Source organism: Streptomyces sp. NPDC006314 (assembly GCF_040613075.1).
In the GTDB taxonomy this organism is placed as follows: Bacteria; Actinomycetota; Actinomycetes; order Streptomycetales; family Streptomycetaceae; genus Streptomyces.
In genome coordinates, this window is record NZ_JBEXRL010000025.1 from 1 (window position 1) to 20,386 (window position 20,386).

General features: G+C 72.3%; 19 protein-coding genes. 18 read left to right on the top strand and 1 reads right to left on the bottom strand.

Translation table 11 applies throughout. The annotated features are described in order from the left end of the window. From ABZ079_RS31970 to ABZ079_RS32005, 8 genes are all read left to right on the top strand, one after another. On the top strand, nt 1-2,487 hold a 2,487-nt coding region (locus tag ABZ079_RS31970; RefSeq protein WP_356942938.1), incomplete at its 5' end, for a thioesterase domain-containing protein. A 44-nt stretch (nt 2,488-2,531) separates the two neighbouring features. After that, the gene (locus tag ABZ079_RS31975; protein ID WP_356942939.1) at nt 2,532-3,737 is read left to right on the top strand and encodes a macrolide family glycosyltransferase; all 1,206 of its coding nucleotides are present in this window, start codon (nt 2,532-2,534) and stop codon (nt 3,735-3,737) included. Nucleotide 3,738: 1 nt separating this feature from the next. Then, nucleotides 3,739-4,728 (top strand): SDR family NAD(P)-dependent oxidoreductase, encoded by a 990-nt coding sequence (locus ABZ079_RS31980; RefSeq protein WP_356942940.1) that lies wholly within the window; start codon nt 3,739-3,741, stop codon nt 4,726-4,728. Next, nucleotides 4,725-5,960, top strand: coding sequence for a glycosyltransferase (locus ABZ079_RS31985; RefSeq protein ID WP_356942941.1), 1,236 nt, complete (start codon nt 4,725-4,727; stop codon nt 5,958-5,960). Before ABZ079_RS31980 ends, ABZ079_RS31985 begins: the two co-directional genes overlap by 4 nt. Nucleotides 5,961-6,009: 49 nt before the next feature. Beyond that, complete coding sequence (locus tag ABZ079_RS31990) at nt 6,010-7,134, top strand: DegT/DnrJ/EryC1/StrS family aminotransferase (RefSeq protein ID WP_356942942.1); 1,125 nt, start codon at nt 6,010-6,012, stop codon at nt 7,132-7,134. Nucleotides 7,135-7,163: 29 nt separating this feature from the next. Continuing rightward, nucleotides 7,164-8,228 (top strand): glucose-1-phosphate thymidylyltransferase, encoded by a 1,065-nt coding sequence (locus tag ABZ079_RS31995; protein WP_356942943.1) that lies wholly within the window; start codon nt 7,164-7,166, stop codon nt 8,226-8,228. Beyond that, the gene (gene rfbB / locus ABZ079_RS32000) at nt 8,225-9,208 is read left to right on the top strand and encodes a dTDP-glucose 4,6-dehydratase (RefSeq protein ID WP_356942944.1); all 984 of its coding nucleotides are present in this window, start codon (nt 8,225-8,227) and stop codon (nt 9,206-9,208) included. Before ABZ079_RS31995 ends, rfbB begins: the two co-directional genes overlap by 4 nt. Then, complete coding sequence (locus tag ABZ079_RS32005) at nt 9,205-10,590, top strand: NDP-hexose 2,3-dehydratase family protein (protein WP_356942945.1); 1,386 nt, start codon at nt 9,205-9,207, stop codon at nt 10,588-10,590. The genes rfbB and ABZ079_RS32005 overlap by 4 nt, the downstream gene beginning before the upstream one ends. Before the next feature lie 71 nt (nt 10,591-10,661). On the opposite strand, the gene ABZ079_RS32010 is transcribed toward ABZ079_RS32005, so the two are convergent. Next, on the bottom strand, nt 10,662-11,285 hold the full coding sequence (locus ABZ079_RS32010; RefSeq protein WP_356943021.1) for an acyltransferase: 624 nt from the start codon (nt 11,283-11,285) through the stop codon (nt 10,662-10,664). Between the two features lie 231 nt (nt 11,286-11,516). Between ABZ079_RS32010 and ABZ079_RS32015 the strand changes: the two genes are divergently transcribed. Genes ABZ079_RS32015 through ABZ079_RS32060 form a run of 10 tightly spaced genes read left to right on the top strand, consistent with a single transcriptional unit; the run spans nt 11,517 to nt 20,377 of the window. Beyond that, nucleotides 11,517-12,500 carry a ketoacyl-ACP synthase III family protein gene (locus tag ABZ079_RS32015; protein WP_356942946.1) on the top strand — a complete coding sequence of 328 codons (984 nt, stop codon included), beginning with the start codon at nt 11,517-11,519 and terminating at the stop codon, nt 12,498-12,500. After that, nucleotides 12,488-13,258: an alpha/beta fold hydrolase gene (locus ABZ079_RS32020; RefSeq protein WP_356942947.1), complete on the top strand. Its 771-nt coding sequence runs from the start codon at nt 12,488-12,490 to the stop codon at nt 13,256-13,258. The genes ABZ079_RS32015 and ABZ079_RS32020 overlap by 13 nt, the downstream gene beginning before the upstream one ends. 49 nt (nt 13,259-13,307) lie before the next feature. Beyond that, a complete protein-coding gene (locus tag ABZ079_RS32025) occupies nt 13,308-13,586 on the top strand; it encodes an acyl carrier protein (RefSeq protein WP_356942948.1) in 279 nt (92 codons plus the stop codon). Continuing rightward, nucleotides 13,583-14,680 carry an acyl carrier protein gene (locus tag ABZ079_RS32030; RefSeq protein WP_356942949.1) on the top strand — a complete coding sequence of 366 codons (1,098 nt, stop codon included), beginning with the start codon at nt 13,583-13,585 and terminating at the stop codon, nt 14,678-14,680. The genes ABZ079_RS32025 and ABZ079_RS32030 overlap by 4 nt, the downstream gene beginning before the upstream one ends. A 31-nt stretch (nt 14,681-14,711) precedes the next feature. Further along, on the top strand, nt 14,712-14,966 hold the full coding sequence (locus ABZ079_RS32035) for an acyl carrier protein (RefSeq protein ID WP_356942950.1): 255 nt from the start codon (nt 14,712-14,714) through the stop codon (nt 14,964-14,966). After that, on the top strand, nt 14,963-16,156 hold the full coding sequence (locus tag ABZ079_RS32040) for an acyl-CoA dehydrogenase family protein (protein ID WP_356942951.1): 1,194 nt from the start codon (nt 14,963-14,965) through the stop codon (nt 16,154-16,156). Before ABZ079_RS32035 ends, ABZ079_RS32040 begins: the two co-directional genes overlap by 4 nt. Next, the gene (locus tag ABZ079_RS32045; RefSeq protein WP_356942952.1) at nt 16,149-17,234 is read left to right on the top strand and encodes an acyl-CoA dehydrogenase; all 1,086 of its coding nucleotides are present in this window, start codon (nt 16,149-16,151) and stop codon (nt 17,232-17,234) included. Before ABZ079_RS32040 ends, ABZ079_RS32045 begins: the two co-directional genes overlap by 8 nt. Next, entirely contained in the window at nt 17,231-17,914 is a 684-nt protein-coding gene (locus ABZ079_RS32050; RefSeq protein WP_356942953.1) for a 4'-phosphopantetheinyl transferase superfamily protein, read from the top strand. The genes ABZ079_RS32045 and ABZ079_RS32050 overlap by 4 nt, the downstream gene beginning before the upstream one ends. After that, nucleotides 17,907-18,827, top strand: coding sequence for a hypothetical protein (locus ABZ079_RS32055; RefSeq protein ID WP_356942954.1), 921 nt, complete (start codon nt 17,907-17,909; stop codon nt 18,825-18,827). The genes ABZ079_RS32050 and ABZ079_RS32055 overlap by 8 nt, the downstream gene beginning before the upstream one ends. Next, nucleotides 18,824-20,377, top strand: coding sequence for an amino acid adenylation domain-containing protein (locus ABZ079_RS32060; RefSeq protein ID WP_356942955.1), 1,554 nt, complete (start codon nt 18,824-18,826; stop codon nt 20,375-20,377). The genes ABZ079_RS32055 and ABZ079_RS32060 overlap by 4 nt, the downstream gene beginning before the upstream one ends. Nucleotides 20,378-20,386 lie beyond the last annotated feature (9 nt).

A 20,386-nucleotide genomic window follows, 5' to 3' on the forward strand; every position in this document is an offset into this window, starting at 1 on the left:
CAGTCCTCGGGTATCCCGTTCTTCTCCACCGTGGTCGGTGACTGGGCGGACACGGCGTTGCTGGATGCCGGGTACTGGTATCGCAACCTGCGCCAGAGCGTCCGCTTCGAAGAAGCCGTACGAGCCTTGGCCGAGCAGGATCATGCTGCGTTCGTCGAGGTGTCGGCGCACCCGGTGCTGGCGATGAGCATCCAGGACACCGCCGAAGACGCGATCGTCACCGGCACCCTGCGCCGCGAGGACGGTGGCCTGGACCGCTTCCTGACCTCCGCCGGTGAGCTGTGGGTCCACGGTATCGAGGTGGACTGGTCGCGGGCCTTCGCCGGCACCGGCGCCCACCACACCGACCTGCCCACCTACCCCTTCCAGCACCGGCGCTACTGGCTGAACGTCGACGCCTCGACCGTGGGCGACGTCGGAGCCGTCGGCGTGGTGCCGGCCGAGCACCCGTTGCTCGGGGCGGCGGTGGAGCTGCCGGACGGGGAGGGCATCGTCCTGACCGGGCGCCTCTCCACTCAGGCCCACTCCTGGCTCGCCGGTGAGGGTGGCGGCGTGCTGTTGCCCGCGACGGCGTTCGTGGAGCTGGCCGTCCGGGCCGGTGACGAGGCCGGCTGCGACCTGGTGGAGGAGCTGAGGCTTCGGGCACCGCTGACGCTGCCCGAAAAGGCCCGTGTCCAGCTGCGGGTGCGGGTGGCCGAGGCGGACGAGGAAGGCCGGCGTACCTTCGCCGTCCACTCCCGGGCCGAGGACGCCGTCCCGGGCACGCCGTGGGCCTGCCACGCCACCGGCCGGCTGGCCCGTGCCGGTGCGCCGGTGGCCGGGTGGGACCTGGTGGCCTGGCCTCCGGCAGGGGCCACCCGGGTGGACACCGACCGGGTGGACGCCCTCTGGCAGGGGGCTGCCGGCGAGATGTTCGCCGAGGTCAGCCTGCCGGACGGACAGCGGGCCGAGGCGGCACGCTACGGACTGCACCCGGCGCTGCTGGACGCGGCGCTGGAGACCGCGCGGCACGTGGTGAACGGCGGCGACGCGGCGGACCGGCCGCTGGTGCCGACCGACTGGCAGGACATCGTCCTGCACGCGGGCGGCGCGGACCGCCTGCGGGTACGGGTCACCGGTGTGGGGCGGCCCGAGGGCATGACGGTCGAGGTGGCCGACCCCACCGGCGCGGCCGTCGCGACGGCGCGGCTCGTGACGCTGACGCCGCTGGACCTCGCGGAACTCGGCGCCACCCGGGCGCCGGAGGATCCTGTCGTACCCACGGTGGTGCGTACCGTCCCGGTGCGGCGCCGGGCGGCGTCCGTGGAGGACGGCGCCGGGCCGGATCTCGCGGCCCGATTGGCCGGGCTGACGGAGGCCGAGCAACTGCGCGTGCTCACCGAGCTGGTGCACGCCGAGACGGCCGTGGTCCTCGGGCTGCCCGGCCCCGACGCGGTCGAGGCGCAGCGCGGCTTCTTCGAGCTGGGCTTCAACTCGCTGCTGGCGATGGAGCTGCGCAACCGGCTCAACGCGGCCACCGGGCTGCGCCTGCCGGCGTCGTTCCTCTTCGAGCACACCCGGCCGGCCGCCGTGGCCGCTCATCTGCGGCAGGAGCTGACGCGAGGGGCCGCCGAGGCGGGGCCGGCGTCCGGTGGCATCGAGGCGATGTTTCGCCAGTCGTTCGCCGCCGGACGGCATGGCGCGGGCAACGAGCTGATCATGGCGGCCTCCCGGCTGCGTGACGACTTCGACGCCGCGTCGGCGGCGGAGCACGTGCCCGAGCCGGTTCCGCTGGCGGCGGGCGAGGCACGGCCCCGGCTGTTCTGCCTGCCGGCGGTGGTGGCGACGGCCGGCCCCCAGCAGTACGCCCGCTTCGCCGAGCACTTCCGCGGCCGGCGGGACGTCACGGTGCTGCCCGAGCCGGGCTATCTGCCCGGCGAGCGCATCCCGGCCGACATGGCGGCCCTGACCGAACTGCACGTGCAGGCGCTGCGGCGGGCCGCCGGCGACGAACCGTTCGTCCTGGTGGGCCACTCGGCGGGCGGCCAGATCGCGCACGCCGTCACGGCACACCTGGAAACCCTCGGCAGCCCGCCCGCGGCCCTGGTGCTGCTGGACGTGCCGTGGCCCGAGGACGACGCGGACAACGCGGAGGTCGGGGCGGCGATGCTCGGCGTGGCCTTCGACCGGGAGCGGAAGCTGGGCGGCGGCATCATGAACGACGTCCGGCTGACCGCCATGGGCGGCTACCACCGCCTTCTCGCCGACTGGCGGCCCGAGCCCCTCAAGACGCACACCCTTCAGGTGCGCGCCACCGAGCCGATGCCGTCGCCGACCGGGGCGGTCGAGGACGACGCCGTGATGCTGCGCGTCGACTGGAAGCTCGACCACACCGCCCGGGACGTGCCCGGAAACCATTTCAGCATCGTCGAGGAACACGCCGGACGAACCGCCGGCGTCGTCGAGGAATGGCTGGCCGAGATCGCCGTGAACGGCGCGTCCGACTGATTGTCCGTAAAAGTCTCAGTAAGAGCAGAGCGAAAGTCAGGACTTTGAAGAAGCACATCGCCGTCCTCGGGGCCCCGTACCACGGACATGTGAACCACACCCTGCCCGTCGTCGCCGGTCTCATCGGCCGCGGGCACCGCGTCACCTATGTCACCACCGACCATTTCGCGCCCTCGGTGTCCGAGGCCGGCGCGAAGACCGTGACCTACGAGTCGGTGTGGCCGGCCAACCGGAGTGTGCCGCCCGAGATGTCGGCGGACGAGATGGCCAAGGGGCCGCTCCAGCTGCTGCAGGAGAACATGGCGCTCACGGCCGCCGCCGAGCGGGAACTCGCCGGAGACCTACCGGACTTGGTGGTGTACGACACCCTCATGAACTTCTCCGGGCGCGTGCTGGCGGAGAAGTGGGGCAGGACCGCCGTTCAGCTGATTCCCATGCTCGCCTCCAACGAGCACTTCTCGGTGCTCGCGGCGCTGGCGGAGGAGTTCCCCGCGATGGACCCGCAGCATCCCGCGCTGCTCGAATTCGGCATGAAACTGGCCGAGTTCCGGATCGGTCACGGCCTGGGCGCGCCCACCCCCGGTGACATTCTCGGTGTCCCGGAGGAACTCAACGTCGTTTTCGTGGCCCGGGACTTCCAGCCGGCCGCGGACACCTTCGACGAGCGGTACGTGTTCGTCGGCCCGGGTGCGGTCGCCGGTGGTGACGACGCCGGGTCGTGGCAGCCTCCGCAGGACGCCGGGCCGGTGCTGCTGGTCGCCCTCGGCACGCTGTTCAACGAGCGGCCCGACTTCTACCGCGCATGCCTGAAGGCCTTCGCGGACCTGCCCTTCCACGTGGTGATCGCGACCGGCGAGCACGTCGACCCGGCCGCCCTGGGTGCCGTACCGGCCAACTGCGAGGTGCACCGGCAGGTCCCGCAGCGCGCGGTACTGGCGCACGCCCGGGTCTTCGTGACCCACGCGGGCATCCGCAGCACGATGGAGGCGCTCGCGGCGGGCACCCCGCTCGTGGCTGTCCCGCAGTCGGTCGAGCTCGACTTCACCGCGCGGCGCATCGCCGAGCTGGGCATCGGCGTGCGTGTCGCACGCGCCGACGCCTCGCCGGAGGCTCTGCGCGAGGCGGTCCTGACGGCGGCCGAGGACCCGAGTATCCGGCAGAAGGTGGCCGCCATGGCGGAGCACGTGCGCTCGGCGGGCGGCGCGGCCCGGGCCGTGGACGCGATAGAGGCGTTTGCGGAGCGGTCCTGAGATGGCGGGGGAGAACTGGGCGGGCCGTACGGTGCTCGTCACCGGCGGGCTGGGCTTCATCGGTTCCCACTTCGTCGAGGAACTGCTGGGCCTGGGCGCGCGGGTGCTGTGCGTCTACCGCCGGGAGCGCCCGGAGACGCTGGCCGAGCTGCCCGTCTCCGAGCGGCTGACGGCGCTGCGCGCGGACGTCCTCGACGAGCGGGCGCTGCGGGACGCGGCCGGCACGGCCGAGCGGCTCGACATGATCGTCAACTGTGCGACCCTGGACGGGAACATGCAGTTCCTGCTGCAGGAGTCGGGCCGCATGCTCGACGAGAACATCCGCATCACCTCCAACGTCCTCAACCTCGCCCGTGACCGCGGGGTCGCGGACGTGGTGCTGATCAGTTCGGCCGAGATCTACTCGTACGAGGACACGCGGCCGGTGCGCGAGGAGGACGACCACCGGCGGCACATGGAGTTCTCGCCCAACGGCTACCGCATGTCGAAGATGTTCACCGAGGTGCTCGCGGACCTGTACCGCAAGCAGTTCGGAATGAAGATCTACACGCCGCGGCCCACGAACGTGTACGGCCCGCGGGACGACTTCGCCACGACGACGAATCACGTCATCCCCAACATGCTGATGCGGCTGGCCGCCGGGCAGGACGTGGAGATCTGGGGCGACGGCAGTCAGCTGCGGACCTTCATCCATGTGCAGGACCTGGTGCGCGCGGTGCTGTGCATGGTGCGTTCCGGGGAGCACGAGACGCTCAACATCGGGACACCGGAATCGATTTCGATCCGGGACCTGGCGTTCCTCGTCGCGGAGGCCGCCGGTCAGGAGCAGGACCGGATCCGCTTCGCTCCCGACAAGCCCATCGGTGCGGCCCGGCGGGCGCTCGATCTCGAGAAATTCCACAGCGTTGTCGACTTCACACCGCGCTCGTTGAAGGACGGCCTGCGGGACACCGCGCAGTGGTACCGGAAACACGTCCAGGAGGCCCAGTGAAGATTTCGTTGCAGACGTTCGGGACGCGCGGTGACGTCCATCCGTTCGTGGCGCTGGGCATCGGGCTGCGCCGGCGCGGGCACGACGTCAGTGTCGCGACCTCGACGGACTTCAAGGCGATGGTCGAGCTGGCGGGCCTGGAGTTCAAGGAGATACCCGGCAAGAGCGCCGACCACTTCGCCGACCCGGGCGTGATCAAGTCGATCCGCAAGAGCGCCTCGTCACTGCGGACCGCGCTGGTGATGAAGCGGCCCACCACGGAGGAGTTCGCGCACTCCGTGGAGCGCATGCAGGAGGCCGCCGAGGGCGCCGACTTCGTGCTCACCTCGATGATCACCCGCGGTTACGGGTTCGCCGGGGCCAGTGCGCCCTGGGGCACGGTCAACTGGTGGCCCATGACGGCGACCCGGGAGTTCCGCGCGTACAAGACGCCCGACCTCCCGCTCGGCCCCGCCTACACCCGGTTCACGCACGCCATGTCCGCCCAGGTGGAGTGGGCCGTGCACCGCCCGGCCGTCAACAAGGTGCGGGCCCGGCGCGGGCTGCCGCCGCTGAAGAAGTCACCGATGGGCACGCTCGCCGTCGAGCACCCCGTCTTCTACCCGTACAGCCCCGCCTTCCTGCCGCCGGCGTCCGACTGGCCGGCCCGCGCCCATGTCACCGGCTACTGGGTCTGGGAACGTCCGGAGCAGGACCCGCCCGCGGACCTCGTGGACTTCCTGGACAGCGGCTCCGCACCGCTGGTCCTGGCCCTCGGCAGCGCTTGGCCGGTCTACGGCGAGGAGACCTTCCGCGCCGTACGGGACGCCGTGCGCCAGGCCGGGCGGCGCCTGGTCGTGGTCGGCGGCCCCGAGGGGACCGCCTCGGACGACGTGTTCCGTGTTCAGGAGGTGGACTACGGCTGGCTGTTCCCGAAGGCGGCCGCGGTCGTCCACGGCGCGGCCTTCGGCACCACAGCCGACACGCTGCGCGCCGGTGTGCCGCACGTGACCGTCCCCTGCTGGGCCGACGGACCGTACTGGGCGGCGCGGTTGGCCGAAGTCGGAGTGTCGGCACGCCCGGTGCCGTTCCAGAAGATGACCGGCGAACTGCTGCGGCAGGCCGTCGCCTCCGTCCTGGACGATCCCCGGCCCGCCGAACGGGCCGCCCGCCTCGGTGAGCGCGTCCGCGCCGAGCGGGGCGTGGACACGGCCTGCGACCTCATCGAATCCGCGGTGGCAGCGGCCGGCTGACCCGCGCCCCCACCCCCCACTTCTCAACGCTTGGAGAACCACCCCACCCATGACCACGTACGTTTGGGACTACCTCCCGGAATACCAGGCCGAGCGCGCCGACCTCCTCGACGCCGTCGAGAAGGTCTTCTCCTCCGGGCGCCTGGTGCTCGGCGAGAGCGTCAGCGGATTCGAGTCCGAGTTCGCCGCCTACCACGGGGTACGCCACTGCATCGGCGTCGACAACGGCACCAACGCCGTGAAACTGGCCCTCGAAGCGGCCGGCGTCGGGCCCGGCGACGAGGTGATCACCGTCTCCAACACGGCCGCGCCCACGGTCGTCGCCATCGCCGGGGCGGGCGCCACGCCCGTCTTCGTCGACATCCGCGAAGACGACTTCCTGATGGACACCGACCAGGTCGCCGCCGCGATCACCCCGCGCACCAAGGCCCTGCTGCCGGTGCACCTGTACGGGCAGTGCGTGGACATGGCGCCCCTGGAGGCGCTCGCCGCCGAGCACGGCCTCGCCCTCGTCGAGGACTGCGCACAGGCGCACGGCGCCCGCCACCACGGCCGCCTGGCGGGCACGATGGGCGACGCCGCCGCGTACAGCTTCTACCCGACCAAGGTCCTGGGCGCCTACGGCGACGGCGGCGCCGTCCTCACCAACGACGCCGACACCGACGCCGCACTGCGCCGCCTGCGCTACTACGGCATGGAGAAGGTCTACTACGTCGTCCAGACCCCCGGCCACAACAGCCGGCTGGACGAGGTGCAGGCCGAGATCCTGCGCCGCAAGCTGACCCGCCTCGACGCCTACATCGCCGGCCGCCGCGCCGTCGCCCGCCGCTACGAGGAAGGCCTCGCCGACCTCACCGGCCCCGGCGGACTGCTGCTGCCCGCCACCAACCCCGGCAACGAGCACGTGTACTACGTGTACGTGGTCCGCCACCCGCAGCGCGACCTCATCATCGAGCGCCTCAAGAACGAGCACGACATCTCGCTCAACATCAGCTACCCGTGGCCGGTGCACACCATGACCGGTTTCGAGCACCTCGGCTACCGCAAGGGCACACTGCCCGTCACCGAGGCGCTCGCCGACGAGATCTTCTCGCTGCCGATGTACCCCTCGCTGCCCCTGGACCTGCAGAACACCGTGATCGGTGCCCTGCGCGACGTCCTCAAGACGCTGTAGCCCACCCCCCATCGAATAAGGAGTCCCCGGTGAAAGCACTGGTCTTGTCCGGTGGCATGGGGCTGCGGCTGCGCCCGTTCAGCCACTCCATGCCCAAGCAGCTGATGCCGCTCGCCAACAAACCCGTCCTGCTGCACGTCATCGAGCAACTGCGCTCGCTGGGCGTGACGGAGATCGGCATCGTAGTCGGTGACCGGCCCGAGAGGATCGCCGAACTCTTCGGCGACGGCTCGGAGTTCGGGGTACGGCTGACCTACATCGCGCAGGACGCCCCGCGCGGCCTGGCGCACGCGGTCGCCATCGCCCGCGACTTCCTCGGCGACGACGACTTCGTCATGTACCTCGGGGACAACCTGCTGCCCGAAGGCGTCGACGACATCGCGGCCGATTTCCGCGTCCGGCGGCCCGCCGCCCAGCTCGTGGTGCACCGGGTGGCCGACCCGCGGGCCTTCGGCGTCGCCGAGGTCGACGACGGCGGGCGGGTGCTGCGGCTCGTGGAGAAGCCCGAACAGCCCGTCAGCGATCTGGCGGTGGTCGGCGTGTACTTCTTCACCGCGGCCATCCACGAGGCCGTGGCCGCCGTCGAGAGCAGCGCCCGCGGCGAGCTGGAGATCACCGACGCCATCCAGTGGCTGGTCACCGAGGGCGCGGAGGTACGCGCCCGGGTGTACTCCGGCTACTGGAAGGACGCCGGGCAGATCGACGACGTGCTGGCCTGCAACCGGGAACTCCTGGACCGGCTCAAGCCGTCCGTCAACGGCGAGGTCGACGCGCACAGCGAGCTGATCGGCGCCGTCGTCGTGGAGGAGGGCGCCCGCATCGTGCGCTCCCGCATCACCGGGCCCGCCGTCGTCGGCGCCGGCGCGGTCGTCGAGGGCAGCTCCATCGGCCCGCACACCTCCATCGGCGAGGGCTGCCGGCTGCTCGGCGTGCAGCTGAGCGACAGCATCGTGCTGGAACGCGCCAGCGTGCAGGGTGTCCAGTCGGTGCGCAGCTCCATCATCGGCCGGGAGGCCAGCGTGAACGCCGTCGACGCCGAGGGCTCCCACCGGCTGATCGTCGGCGATCACGCACGGGTGGAAGTGGCCGCATGAGGATCCTGGTGACCGGCGGCGCCGGCTTCATCGGCTCCGCCTACGTCCGCACCCTCCTCGACGGGGGCCACCCGGGTTGCGAGGACGCGTCGGTGACCGTCCTGGACAAGCTGACCTACGCGGGCAACCGGGCGAACCTGCCCGAGCGGCACGACCGCCTGGACTTCGTCACGGGCGACATCTGCGACACGGACCTGTTGCGGGAGCTGCTTCCCGGCCACGACGCGGTGGTGCACTTCGCCGCCGAGTCCCACGTGGACCGTTCGATCGCGGACCCGTCCGTGTTCGTCCGCACCAACGTGGTGGGCACGCAGAGCCTGCTGGAGGCCTGCCTGCACACGGGCGTCGAGCGTGTCGTGCACATCTCCACCGACGAGGTCTACGGCTCCATCGCGTCCGGCTCCTGGACCGAGGAGTGGCCGCTGGCCCCCAACTCGCCCTATGCGGCGTCCAAGGCGGGCAGCGACCTCATGGCCCGCGCCTACGCCCGCACCCACGGCCTGGACGTGTCCGTGACCCGCTGCTCCAACAACTACGGGCCCCGCCAGCACCCCGAGAAGCTCATCCCGCTGTTCGTCACCCGGCTGCTCGAGGGCGAGACCGTCCCGCTGTACGGCGATGGCTCCAACGTCCGCGAGTGGCTGCACGTCACCGACCACTGCGCGGCCGTCCAGCTGGTTCTCACCCGCGGCCGGGCCGGCGAGGTCTACAACATCGGCGGCGGCACCGAGCGCACCAACCGCCAGATCACCGAGCTGCTGCTCGAGCTGTGCGGAGCGTCGGCCGAGCAGGTCCGCTACGTCACCGACCGCAAGGGCCACGACCTGCGCTACGCGCTGGACGACACCAAGATCCGCGAGGAGCTGGGCTACGCCCCGCGCATCGGCTTCGAGGAGGGCCTGGCCGGCGTGGTGGACTGGTACCGCGCCAACCCGGACTGGTGGCAGCCGGGCCCGGCCGACGGGAAGGCGGCCGCATGACCGCCCCGGCCCGCCCGGTCGCGCTGCGGGTCTGCGAGGACCCCGGCCTGCCCGCTCGGCTCGCGCGGTCGGCGCGGGAACGGGCGGGGACGCTGCTGCCGACGGACAAGGTGGAAGCCTGGCTGCGGGAGCGCCGCGAGGCGCACCCCTTCCGGGTCGAGCGCGTGCCGTTCGCGCAGGCGGACGGCTGGAGCTTCGACGAGACGACCGGCAACCTCGGGCACCGCAGCGGGCGGTTCTTCACCGTCGAGGGGCTGCGGGTGGACGCGGAGCACGGCCGGTGGCGCCAGCCCATCATCCGGCAGCCCGAGATCGGCATCCTCGGCATCCTCATGCGGGACGTCGACGGGGTGCCGCACTTCCTCCTGCAAGCGAAGATGGAGCCCGGCAACCCCAATCTGCTGCAGCTGTCGCCCACCGTGCAGGCCACCCGCAGCAACTTCACCGGCGTGCACCGGGGAGCGCCCGTGCGCTACCTCGAGTACTTCGCCGGTCCGCGGCGCGGCCGGATCGTCGCCGACGTGCTGCAGTCCGAGCACGGCTCGTGGTTCTACCGCAAGAGCAACCGCAACATGGTCGTCGAGGTCGACACCGACGCGGAGGTGCCCCTTGCGGACGACTTCTGCTGGCTGACCCTGGGCCAGATCCACGAGCTGCTCGCCCGGGACAACACGGTCAACATGGACGCGCGGACGGTGCTGTCCTGCCTGGCGCCCTTCCTCAGCCCGCCCGGCCCCGCGGAACAGGCGCTCACCCCCACCGCTGAGCTGATGGGCTGGCTGACCGGGCAGCGCAGCACCCGCGACATGGAGGTGACCCGAATCCCGCTGCGGGAGACGGAGGCGGAGGGCTGGCACCGCGGGCCGGACGAGATAGCCCGCACGGACGGCCGTTACTTCGGTGTGGTGGCGGTGTCCGTGCAGGCCGGCAGCCGGGAGGTGAGCGGTTGGTGCCAGCCGCTGTTCGCCCCGCGCGGCACGGGTGTGGTGGCCCTGGTGGTACGGGAGTTCGGCGGTGTGCCGCATGTGCTGCTGCGCGCCCGGGCGGAGCCGGGGTTCCGCGGTGTCGTGGAGCTGGGTCCCACCGTTCAGTGCGTGCCGGAGAACTACGACCCCGGGGACCGGCCGCCGCTGCTGGACTGGGTTCTGTCGGCCGATCCGTCGCGGGTGCGGTACGACACCGTGCACTCGGAGGAGGGCGGACGGTTCCTGGACGCGGTGGCCCGCTACACCATCGTCGAGGCCGACGCGACACTGCCCGCCGGACTCCCGCCCGACTTCGCCTGGTTCAGCGTGCCGCAGCTGGGCGGTCTGCTGCGGCACGAGCACTACGTGAGCGTGCAAGCCCGCACCCTGCTGGCCTGCCTGAACGCGTTGCCCTGAACGCCGCCGCCCGCCGCGGGCAGGCACCCGTCGTCACCCCGTCCGCCGTTCGCAGTCACCGCCGTATGCCGTCAGGAGAGTTCGTCGTGGAGCCCGCCTTCCCCGTCCGGGACGAGCCTGTCGCCGTCCCGCTCGGTGAACCGTTCGCCCGTGCGCGGGCAGCGGAAGCGGCCGCCGCCCTCGTCCTCCAGGGGGACGCCGGCCCGCCCGACCCACCGCACCCGGCGGGCCGGCGACCCGGCCACCAGCGCGTAGTCGGGCACGTCCCGGGTGACGACGGAACCGGCCGCGACCAGGGCCCAGCGCCCGATGGTCACCGGCGCCACGCAGACCGCGCGAGCGCCGATGGAAGCGCCATGGCGGACGGTCACCCCGACCGGGGTCCAGTCCTGCGGGCCCTTGGGGACCCCGGCGGGGGTCACGGCCCGCGGATGGGGGTCGTTGGTGAGCACGGCGGAGGGACCGATGAACACTGCGTCCTCCACTGTGGCCGGCTCGTACACCAGGGCGTAGTTCTGCACCTTGCAGCTGTCCCCGACCGTCGCGCCGGGCCCGATGTACACGCCCCGCCCGATGTTGCAGTCGCGGCCCACGACCGCACCCTCCCGTATATGGGCCGTGCCCCAGACGGACGTGCCGTCGCCCACGGTCGCCGTTTCGTCCACCTCGGCACCGGGCGCAATGCGAATGTTCACCATTTCTCCTTTGCCAGAAAAACCGTGCTGCTGTCTGTGTACCGTACTGCCAAAATTCAGGTGTGATGCACATCACGTGTAGGACCGGGTGTGGTTCGCCAACTCGACTTGACACGGCGTTTGTTGCTGTAATTGGGTAGTCATTGTGAATGCGGGGGGCATGAAGGGATTTCCGCGATGCAGGTAAATGGCGTTTACATTGACTCACTCGGCGTACATCTTTCAGAATGGGTGTCCGTCGCCGACGCGGAGGGCCCGGGGGATTACGAACGCGGTGAGTTCACCGCAGCCGGCCTGACCGGCACCCACGTGGCCGGCGACGTGCCGGCCGTCGACATGGCCGTGCAGGCCGCCCGTACCGCCGTCGAGCGCTCGGCCGTGGACCTGTCGGCGATCGACTCGCACATCCACGGCAGCGTGTACTACCAGGTGCCCGAGGGGGCCTACGCACCCGGGTACATCCTGCGCGAACTGGGCGCGGGCCACATTCCGTCGCTCGACGTCCAGCAGGGGTGCGACGGTGTGCTCGGCGCGCTGGAGACGGCCGCCGGGCAGATCACCGGCGTGGCCCGCCGGCAGAACGTCCTGCTGACGACGGCCACGAACTTCAGCTCGCCGCTCATCAACCGGTGGCGTGATTTCGGCACCTCTTCCCTCTATTCCGACGGTGCCCTCGCGGCCGTCGTGAACGGTCGCGGCGGATTCGCCGAGGTGCGTTCCATGAGTTCCGGGACGCTGCACAGCCTGGAGCAGTGGCACCGCGGTCAGGAATCCCTGCTCCCGCCCGACGGAAAGTCCCGCAAGTATTTCAATGTGGGGGAGCGGTCGCAGTATTTCGTGGACAACGTCATGGGCTTCGCTGAGCTTTTCGAGACGTTCACGAAATTCGATCTGGGTGTCATCAACGACTCCATCATCGATGCCGGAATGACCGCAGCCGACATTTCCAAGGTCATCACGATCAACGTCGACAAGCGCATGATCGAGCACGCCCTGCTCCGGCCGCTCGGCATTCCGGAGGACCGGCTGCTCTGGGAGTACGGCGCCTCCGTCGGCCACGCCGGCGGTGCCGACATCCTCATCTCGCTCGAGCACGCCGTGCGCACCGGTGAGGTCCAGCCCGGCGACCACGTCCTGGTGACCTCGCAGGGCCCCGGCTGGGTCTGCTCGTCGGCCGTCCTCACGATCCGGGAGCTGCCCGCGTGGGCGCAGTAGACCCGGCGAAGTGGTTCCACCGGTACGAACCGGCGCCGCAGGCCACCCGCCGGCTGGTGTGCTTCCCGCACGCCGGCGGTGCCGCGTCGTACTTCGTACCGGTGGCGCGGGCCATGGCGGCCCGGACCGACGTCCTGGCCGTTCAGTACCCGGGGCGGCAGGAGCGCCGGCACGAGCCGTGCGTCACCTCCGTCGAGGACCTCGCCCGCGCGGCCGTCGACGCGCTCGTGCCCTGGCTCGACCGGCCCGTCACCCTCTTCGGGCACAGCATGGGCGCCATGGTCGCCTTCGAGGCGGCCCGCCTGCTGGAACGCGACGGCAAGGGCCCCCAGGCGCTCGTCGTCTCCGGCCGCCGCGCCCCGTCCCGCACCCGCGCCGCCCAGGACCTGGTGCACCTGCGGGACGACGAGGGACTGATGGCCGAGATCCGGCGGCTCAGCGGCACCGACGACCGGATCCTCGCCGACGAGGAACTGCTGCGGATGATCCTGCCGGCCATCCGCAGCGACTACCGGGCCGTGGAGAGCTACCGCTACCGCCAGGGCCCGCCCCTGAGCTGCCCGGTCCTCGCCCTGATCGGCGACGACGACCCCCAGGTCACCCGGGACGAGGCGGAGTCCTGGGCCGAGCACACCACCGCACGGTTCGACATGACCGTGTTCCCCGGAGGCCACTTCTACCTCAACTCGCAGGGCGAAGCGGTCATCCGCGCGATCGAGGAGCACATGTCGGCGCCGGGCTCCCCGACAGCGTGCTGAGCGGCCCGGCCGCCGCACCGCGTACACACGACGGAAGGTCAATCCAGAAGTGAACCCCGACCGGGACGGTATAGCCGAGGCCGTCAAGCGCGTGGTCATCGCGGAGCGCGGACTCGCCCTCCAGCCGTCCGAGCTCTCCGACGACGAGCCGCTCGGCGGCGAGACGCTGCGGATCTCCTCCATGCGCCTGCTGGGCATCTTCACCCGGCTCGAGGACGAGCTCGATTCCCCCCTGCCCGACGACCTGTTCGCCGGCCGCTCCTACGAGACCGTCCGCGACCTCGTCGACCTGGCGGTCGAGGGCGCCGAAGGGAGCCCGGCGCGGTGACCGACTTCCCCGCCCACGCCGAGCACCTGGACTGCCTGCAGGCCAATCTCGCCCTGCTCGCGGACCGGTTCCACGGCGCGGGCACCCACACCCGCCTGGGCAGCGCGTTGCGCTGCTCGCCGCGTCCCCTGACCGACGGGCCCCTGGCCGGACTCCTCACCGTCGAGCCGACCCTCGACCAGCACCTCGCCGACGCCGCGGACCTGCTCGGCCTGGACGTGGCCGGCCGCCGCCGGCACGCACCGGGCGACGCACCGGACACCGCCGACGGCCCGGTCTACGTCGTCGCCGACGCCTACCACCTGCCCTGGGTGCCGTACTACGGGACCAAGCACGTGGAGCACAGCTTCCTCGTCGACGACGACGGCGGCGACTCGCTCACGATCAGCGACGCCTACCTCAACGACACCCAGTGGGGCAAGGCCCGGCCCGTCCGGCTGCCGTACTCCCGCGAGGACTTCACCGCGCTGTTCAAGGCGCTGCCGGAGGGTGCCGAGAGCGTGCGGTGCACACCCCGTCCGCTCGGCTCACCGCCGAGGGCCCGGGTCGCGCCCGGCCCGCCGCCGGAGTACCTGCGCGGCTACGCGGAACACCCCGACCGGCGGGCGGCGCTGGACGCCTTCACGCTGGAGACCTGGCTGCTCGCCCGCGCCCGCCGGCTGCACGCCGCCTACCTGGCCGAACACGGCGCCACAGGAGCGGAGTCGGAGCCGGTGCTGGCGCACCTGCGGCAGTGGGACGGACTCGTCGAACACACCTACCTGGCCTTCCGCCGTGTGGACCGCGGCCGGGCCGAGCCGCCGGGCCTGTTCGAGCGGGCCGCCGAGGTGCTGGCGCAGGACGCCGTGGTCTTCGGCGCCGAGGCGGCCGTGCGCGAGGTGGTCTGCTCGGTTCTCCGGATCCCCGAAACCGCTTTGAGCGAAAGGGATCTGACGTTCCATCCGGAATTCAACTCCATCCGGATGGTGGAAGTCGTGGAGATCCTCGAAGAACGGTTCGCCGTGGAGTTCGACCCGGCCGACCTGGTGCCCGAGAACCTGCAGAGCATCGAAAACCTGTGCGCGCTGCTGAACCGCGCCACCGATCGTGAATAGAACGAAGTCACCCCGAAGGGAAAGCTCTTCCGTGGACGCCCGCTTTACCGAGATGCTCAAGCCGTTCCTGCCCTTTCTCGGTGACCAGCCCATCACCGCCGACACCCCGCTGCGCGAACTCGGACTGGACTCCATGCAGGCCATCGAGCTGATGTTCACCCTGGAGGACACCTTCGGCGTGCAACTGCCCGACGACGCCCTGACCGAGGAAACCTTCGCCACCGCGGGCAACCTGTGGAACGCGGCCGTCAAGGCCATGCCCGCCGACGCTGCGGACGCGATGTGAGGGGCTTCGACCGCACCGGCTTCGACGCGCAGGCCGCCGAGGAGGCCGTCCGCCGCGTGTGCGAGACGGCCGCGCGGCACGCGGCGGCCTGCGACGAAGCCGCCGAGTTCCCCGTCGCCGCCCTCGACGAGATGCGCCGCACCGGACTGCTCGGCCTGATGGTCCCCACCGCCCACGGCGGGATGGGCGGCGGCGTGGACGACGTCCTGGACGCCGGCATCGCCCTCGGCCGCGTCGACATGTCCGTCGCCATGATCTTCACGATGCACTGCCAGCAGGTCGCCGGCATCGTCCGGCACGCGGCCCCCCGGCTCGCCGGCGAACTCCTCCCGGAGATCGCCGCGGGACGCCTCTACCTCGCCTCCGTCACCACCGAGGCCGGCAAGGGCGGCCATCTGCTGACCTCCGCCGCCGAACTCGCCACGGACGACGGGCGGCTGGTCATCGACCGCGTCGCACCGATCGTCACCGGCGGCGCACATGCCGACGGCTTCCTGATCACCATGCTCAGCCCCACGGCCCGCTCCCCGCACGAGGTCTCCCTCGTCTACGCCCACCGCGACCAGCTCGACATCGGCGTCTCCGGCGACTGGGACCCGCTCGGCATGCGCGCCAGCCACAGCGTCGCACTGAAACTCACCGGCCAGGTCCCCGGCCACCAGGTCGTCGGCGAGCACGGCCAGTTCCGCAAGGTCGTCCTGGACACCTTCGGCCCGCTGGCCCACCTCGGCTGGGCCGCGACCTGGCTCGGTACCGCCGCCGGTGCGCTGTCCCGGGTGCTGCACACCCTGCGCAGCCCGGCCGGCCGCAAGAGCACCGACCTCGACTCCGAACTCCTGCTGACCCGGCTCTCCCGGGCCCGGCAGCGCCTGGACACCGTGCACGCGCTGTTGCGGCACACGGCCACCACGCTCTCCCGGGCGGCGGACGACGGCGACGACCTGTCACGCCCTCCGTACCAGCTGCTGGTCAACGCACTCAAGATCACCGCCTCCGAGGAGTGCCACCGCACCGTCGAGGACCTGATCGACGCCGTCGGCCTGCGCCACGGCTACCTCAGGAACTCGCCCACCGGCCTCGAACGCGCCCTGCGCGACCTCAGGTCGGCCGCGCTCAACTACAAGAACGACCGCCTCCACCTCGCCGACGGCAGGCTCGCCCTGCTCGATGCGGAGGTGCGCCTTGTCTGACCGGCCGCTCGGGCCGCCCGACGGCGACGTGGCCGGGATCCTCGCGGCGCTCGCCGCCTCCGGCACGCTCACCGAGCTCTACGGCAGGGAGCCGACCGGTCGCCTCGACCCGTCGCTGCTGCGCCGCATCCTCGGCGAGGCGGACGCGCACGGCACCCAGGGCACCGTTCTCGCACTGCTCGTCCAACTCGCCACCGCGACACCACTGCTCGCCGAGGCGGCCGACAGCCCGGCCACCTCACGGCTGCTGCGCGCGGCCCGCGACGGCGAGGAACTGCTCGCCCTCGCGGCCACCGACGCCGCCTCCGCCGGCTCCGACCTCGCCGCACTGGGCACCACCGTCGACCTCTCCGACCCCGGGGGCGACCTCGTCCTCGACGGCGGCAAGCGCTGGGTGACCTCCGCCCTGACCGCCGGCCACGCCCTGGTCCTGGCCCGGCACCGCCCCGGCCGCCACTTCACCAGCTTCACCTGGGTACTGGTCCCGCTGACCGCACCCGGCGTGACGGTGCGACCGGCCGACACCGAACTCTTCCAGGGCGCGGGCCTCGGGCACGTGGACTTCCACTCCGTGCGCCTGCCCCGCGAGTACGTCCTCGGCCGCCCCGGCCGGGGCCTGGCGCTCTTCGCCCGGCACATGGCCGTGGAGCGCCTGGCCTCCGCCGCCTGGGCGGTGGAGCTGTGCCGCAGGGTCGTCGCCGACACGGCCCGCCGACTCGCCACCCGCACCGTCGACGGCACCCCCTTGCGCCAGTCACCCTCCGTGCGGCAGCGACTCGCAGGCTGCGCCGTGCGGATCAGCGCCCTCGACGCGCTGTGGAACCAGTCCGCCGACCGCATCGCCGCCCGGTACGACGCCACCGCTGCCGCCACGCTCAAGGCGCTCTCCGGCATGACCGTGGAACACGTCCTCACCGAGTGCGGCCACCTGCAGGGGGCCGACGGCTTCGAGCGCGACGGAGTGCAGCGGCTGCGGGCCGAGGCCGCGGTGTTCGGCATCGGCGGCGGCACCACCGAGGTCGTCCTCGACACCGTCGCCGAACGCCTCGACCAGGTCCTGGGCGGTCCGACGCGATGACCGCCGTCAGCGCCGACGCCACCGGGACCCGCCTGCACACCGAGGCGGCCCCCGGCATCTGGGTCGTCGTGGAACCGGTCGGCGATCCGGCCGGCCTCACCCCGGACGACCTGGCCGGCGCCGCACACCTGCCCGGCTGGCGCGCCCGCGAGCACCTGGCCGCGCGCCGGGCCCTGCGCACCCTGCTGGCCGCCCACTTCCCCGAGGCCCGGCACGCACCCGTCGCCTACAGCGACCGGGGCGCCCCCCGCCTCGTCGGCCGGCCCCGCATCGGCATCAGCGTCAGCCACGACGGCGACTCCGTCGCCGCGTGCGCCGCCCTGGACCACGCCGTCGGCGTCGACCTGCAGTACCCGCCCGACACCGTCTCCGACGCCATGCTGCGCCGCTGCGCCAAGAACCACACCGAGCGACTCGCCCACCTGCCCATGGCGGCGCGGGCCACGGAGTACACCTGGCTGTGGACCGTGCGGGAGGCCATCGTCAAGGCCGACGGCACCGGGCTCGCCGGCGGTGTGTGGAAGCCCGACGTCACGCCCTGGGCCCGGCACGGCACCTGGGGCCGCCACCGCTGGGTCAGCCTGCGCGAGTCCTCACCGATCCCGCTGAGCTGCGCCTATACGGCCCTCCCCGCACCCACGTCCCCATCGAACGCCTCTGGAGAGAACGACAGTGAGTGAGCCTCCGGCCGAGCTGAGCTGCTACACCGCGAGCCTGGTGGCCTACCTCGAACCCCGCGTCCCCGGCATCGGGGACCGGCTCGCGGCCGCCGTCCGCCTGCGGGTGCGCACCGATCCGCCCGAGGGCGGACTGGCGTTCTCCCACCACGCCCGTGTGGACGTGGACGAGCAGGGCCGCGGACTCGCCTACCGAGGTGCCGGCGACTGGGCCGAGGCCCGCGCCGCCCTCGACGCCGAACTGGCCCGCCACGGCGCCGTGCTCGCCGTCGGCAACACCCGCCACATCCCCTGGTCCCCGTCGTACGGCGCGGAGGAGACCTCGCACTGGGTGGTGCTCGGCCGGCACGGCGACAGCACCTGGTCCGTGCGCGACGATTTCGACGCCCTCACCCCGCGCGGCACCCAGAAGGCGTACCAGGGCGTGGTCGACGACGCCGGACTCCGGGATCTCCTCACCCCCTTGAGCCGGACGACCGCCCAGGCCGTCAGCCGGGACCGGTTCGCCCTGGGGGAGGCCGCCGAGCCGGCCCCGTACACCGGCTACCGCTGGCTGGAACTCACCGACACGCCGGACGCCCCCCTCGCCGACGGCACCTGGGTGGAAGGGCTGCTGCCCGCGCTGCGCCACGTCGCCGACACGGTGTGCGCCGACCCGGACGCCCTGGTCCGTTACGCCGACGACATCTGGACCGCCGCCCGCCACCAGCGTTTCCACCTGGCCTCCCGGCCGCGGACGGCGGGCGTTCCGGAGGCCGCGGCCGCGTGGGGCAGCCTTCCCCAGGCCGTGCGCTTCGGCATCGCCTCCGCCGAGCGCGGACGCTACCGGGCCGGAGCCGTGGAGACGGCGTTCGCCCAGGTCATCAAGACCGTGGAACATCTGCAGAACGAACCCGTGGAAAGCGTCGCCCGATGATCCGACAGGACACCCTCTACGCGCGGTTCGCGGAGTCGGCCCGCCGGCACCCGGACGCGGCGGCGCTCGAACTCGACGGCGCGCGCCACACCTACGCCGAACTGGACGCCCTCGCCGGACACATCGCCGCCGCCCTGGTCGCATCCACGGGCGGCGCGGGCCCGCGCCGTGTCGGCCTGCTCGCCCTGCGCACCCTGACCGCCTACGCCGGCTACCTCGCCGTACAGCGGCTCGGCGCCACCGTGGTGCCCCTGCACCCCGGCTTCCCGCCTCCGCGCACGGCGGCGACGGCGAAGGCGGCGGCACTGGACCGCGTCCTGGCCGACCCGGAACACGCCGGCACACCGCTGCCGGTGCCCGTGCTGGCACCCGACGTCACGACGGCCGCCGCGAACCCCGCGCCCCACCCGGAGGCGGAGGCGCGCGCCGCGGGGCCCGACGACGTCTGCTACATCCTCTTCACGTCGGGCTCGACCGGTACCCCGAAGGGCGTCCCGATCCGGCACCGCAACGTCACGGCCTACCTCGACCATGTGACCGCCCGCTACGGCATCGGCGTCGGCGACCGGCTCTCCCAGACCTTCGACCTCACCTTCGACCTCTCCGTCTTCGACCTGTTCGCGGCCTGGAGCCGCGGCGCGACGGTGGTCGTGCCCGGCCGCGGCGACCTCCTCGCCCCCGCCCGGTTCGTCGCCCGGGAACGCATCACCCACTGGTTCTCCGTACCGTCGGTGATCTCCCTCGCCCGGCGGCTGCGCGGCCTGGCCCCCGGCAGCATGCCCACGCTCCGCTGGAGCCTGTTCTGCGGCGAGCCGCTGACCGCCGCCCAGGCCGAGGCCTGGCAGGCGGCCGCCCCCGACAGCGTCCTCGAGAACCTGTACGGGCCGACGGAGCTGACCCTCAGCTGCACCCAGTACCGGCTGACCGGAACCCCGGCCGAGCCGGTCTCCGGGAACGGCACCGTGCCGATCGGACAGCTCCATCCCGGCCTGGAGCAGCTCGTCGTGGACGACGAGGGCCGCCCCGCCGACGAGGGCGAGCTGTGCGTCCGGGGCGTCCAGCGCTTCCCCGGCTACCTCGACCCCGCCGACAACGCCGGCCGCTTCCTGCGGTACGAACCCGGTGACGGGCGGGCCGCGGCGGTCGACGCCCCCGAGGCCCCGGACGACCGGCTCTGGTACCGCACCGGCGACCGGGTGCGTCTCGGCGAGGAGGGCCTGACCCACCTCGGCCGCCTCGACCACCAGGTCAAGGTGCGCGGCTACCGCCTCGAACTCGGCGAGGTGGAGAGCGAACTGCGGGCCCACCCGAGTGTGCGCGACGCCGTCGCGCTCACCCTCCCCGGCCCGGGCGGCGAGACACGCCTCGCCGCGGCCTGTACCGGGGACGACGTCGACCCGGCCGACGTCCTCGCCGAGCTGCGCGCCCGCCTGCCGGAATACATGGTCCCCGACACCCTCACCGTGCTGGCGGACCTGCCGCTGAACACCAACGGAAAGATCGACCGCCGCGCTCTGCGGGACACGCTCACCACCGCTCGCGCACGCTGAAACGGGGGA

Excerpts from the sequence above, each read along its gene's own strand:
- ABZ079_RS32060 (WP_356942955.1), top strand. The coding sequence starts at position 18,824 with ATGATCCGACAGGACACCCTCTACGCGCGGTTCGCGGAGTCGGCCCGC.
- ABZ079_RS31990 (WP_356942942.1), top strand. The coding sequence starts at position 6,010 with ATGACCACGTACGTTTGGGACTACCTCCCGGAATACCAGGCCGAGCGC.
- ABZ079_RS31980 (WP_356942940.1), top strand. The coding sequence starts at position 3,739 with ATGGCGGGGGAGAACTGGGCGGGCCGTACGGTGCTCGTCACCGGCGGG.
- ABZ079_RS32050 (WP_356942953.1), top strand. The coding sequence starts at position 17,231 with ATGACCGCCGTCAGCGCCGACGCCACCGGGACCCGCCTGCACACCGAG.
- ABZ079_RS32005 (WP_356942945.1), top strand. The coding sequence starts at position 9,205 with ATGACCGCCCCGGCCCGCCCGGTCGCGCTGCGGGTCTGCGAGGACCCC.
- rfbB (WP_356942944.1), top strand. The coding sequence starts at position 8,225 with ATGAGGATCCTGGTGACCGGCGGCGCCGGCTTCATCGGCTCCGCCTAC.